Origin of the sequence: Polaribacter glomeratus (assembly GCF_002954665.1) — a bacterium.
Lineage (GTDB): Bacteria > Bacteroidota > Bacteroidia > Flavobacteriales > Flavobacteriaceae > Polaribacter > Polaribacter glomeratus.
Genome location: NZ_MSCM01000004.1, coordinates 1 through 2,854, shown reverse-complemented (window position 1 = coordinate 2,854; position 2,854 = coordinate 1). Strand labels below are relative to the sequence as shown.

At 35.3% G+C, this 2,854-nt stretch carries 1 protein-coding gene; it reads right to left on the bottom strand.

What is annotated here, in order from left to right; all coding sequences use genetic code 11:
- Positions 1-58: 58 nt before the first annotated feature.
- Positions 59-2,854: Ig-like domain-containing protein (locus tag BTO16_RS17325; protein ID WP_146105435.1), on the bottom strand; the 2,796-nt coding region annotated here is incomplete at its 5' end.

Here is a 2,854-nt window from a genome sequence, read left to right as displayed (position 1 = left end):
CAAAAAAGAGGAAGTTTAAAAACTTTCCTCTTTTTTTTATGATAAACTTTACTTTAATTTATTTGAATACAATTTTTGAAGTTCCGAAGTTTACTTCTTTACTTAGTACTCTCAAGAACAAAACACCAGCTTTTACATTTACATTAAAATCTACTTCATTCTTACCTGTTGTTATTTGTTCTACACTGCTGTAAATAACCTTTCCAGTAACATCAAATAATGAAATTGTAGCCGTCGTGTTAATCGTACTAAACACCGTCGTTTTTACATAACCATTTGACGGATTTGGATACACTAAAAACTCGTTTTTAGTAATCTGCTCTTGCCCATCATTTGTAGTTTCTGTTTTAGCTGCTGCTACTTTTATTGTTACAGTTGCTGTTGAAGCATCTCCACTTAAATCTGTAATCGTATAAATAAAAGAATCTGTACCATCAAAATCTGTTGGTGGGCTATATAAAATATTCCCATCATCTACACTTATTTTTCCTCCTTTTGTGCTTTCTGTAAAAGATTTACCATTTCTAAGCCTTAAAGCATGGGTTGCATTCTGTCCTTCTGCTTCGTAATCGTCATTCAACGTTACGTTAAAAATATTATTTACACTATTGATAACTACCGTTACAACATCATCATTAGCAGTAGGCTTCGTATTTGCTGGTGCTGCAACTCTAAGCCTTACAATTGCCGTTGCTGTATCTCCATTTGCGTCTGTAATAGTATAACTAAAACTGTCCGTACCGATAAATCCGCCTGTTGCCGTATAACTTACCTTATTATCTGATATAGCTAAAGTTGCACCTAAATCTATTGAAATTGCAAATCCTTCTAAACTTGTAGTTACTCCGTTTAAGCTTAAAATTCCTTCGCCATCTGTTCCAAAATCATCATTCCCTAGTACTGTTAATAAAGTCTCTCTTCCTGAAATAACATCAAAAGAATCTTGTTCTGCTATCGGAAGATCTGTTCTTTGTACTGAAACGGTAATCGTTGCTGTAGCTGTTGATGCTTCTCCGCTTAAATCTGTAATCGTATATTTAAAAGTATCTACACCGCTAAAGTCTTTTGGAGCTGAATAAATAATCACATCATCCATCGTATTTAAAGTGTTATTTCTTTCTACTCGTATTTCACCTCCATTTGCACTTGCATTTGAACTGGTTCCATTAACCATCGTTAAGCCTTTATCAATAGCGCCATCACTCCCAAAATCGTCATTGGCTAAAACATCAATAGTAGTGTCCTTACTGTTGTAGGCAACTGGTGCGGTAACAAAATCATCTACCGCTGTTGGTGTGTTATGTACTGATGCTACTGAATTTACAGTTATAGTTACACTACCGTTTGTATACTCAACCCCATCTACCTCTAAGTAATACGCAAAAGTGTCTATACCTGTAAAGTTTGTTGCTGGGGTATATAATATCTTATCATCTGTAGCATCTGCTGGGGTACCGTTATCAAATAAATTAATAACACCTCCTTGTGCTGTTGGTGCTGTTAAATGAGAGGTACTCATAATTAACATACGACCAACTCCTGTAGCCCCTAAATTATCGTTGGCTACTACATCTATTAAATTATCGATACTGTTTTTATCAACTGATATAAAATCTGCTACGGGGCCTGGTGTTAAAACTTCGGGGGCAACAGTTAATGTTACCGTTCCCGTGGAAGCGTCTCCACTTGCATCTGTAATAACATATTGAAAAGTATCTTCTCCTGTAAAATCTCTTGGTGCTGAATATAAAATAACATCATCTGCTAATCTGATAACTCCCTTATTAGCACTAATACTTGATCTACGTCCTTTTAATAATCTTAAAGAATGTGTTGTACTTGCTCCGTCGGTTCCAAAGTTATCATTTGGTAAAACAGCAATACTATTCTCGATACTATTGTATACAATTGCAGGTGTAATTAAATCATCTACAGCTATTGGTTTGCCATTTACTGGTTTGGCTGAACGAACCGTAAGTGTTACAATTGCTGTTGCTGTATCTCCATTTGCATCTGTAATCGTATAGGTAAAACTATCTGTTCCTGTAAAACCGCCTGTTGGAAAATATTTTACGGTATCATCTAAAGCACCTGCCGTTGCACCTACATCTATTGAAATTGCAAATCCTGCGGTACTTGTACTTGCTCCATTTAAACTTAAAGATCCTGCACCATCGGTTCCAAAAATATCATTTGATAATACATTTAACAAAGTTTCTGTATCAGAAATAACTGGAAAAGCATCTTTTAAAGCGGTTGGAACATCTGTTCTTTGTTCTGAAACGGTTATCGTTGCAATACCTGTTGATGCATGTCCTGTGGCATCTGTAATCGTATATTTAAAAGTGTCTACACCACTAAAGTCCTTGGGTGCTGAATAGATAATAAGATCATCCATCGTATCTAAAGTGTTATTTCTTTCTACTCGAATTGCACCACCATTTGTACTGGCATTTGAACTTGTTCCATTAACCATCGTCAAGCCTTTGTCAATTGCACCATCAATACCAAAACTATCATTTGCTAAAACATCAACTAAATTGTCTTTACTATTGTAAACAAATGGAGAGGAAACATCATCCTTTGCCCATGGTTTTCCATGTTCTAAAACAAATACCGTTCTTGTTAATGCTACTGCAGCATTGCCAGAAGAATCTAAAACATTATAAGTAACCAAATAAGAACCAACCGTCGTTAAATCTACTGCTAACGTATTTATTAAAATATTATCTGTAATATCTAAATCGTAATTATCACTCGCAGTTGCACCTAATTCTAAATAAGGCGTGTTTACATCTATAATTTGTGGATTTACTCCTGTTAATGTAAGTACCGGTATTGTGGTGTCTACAAC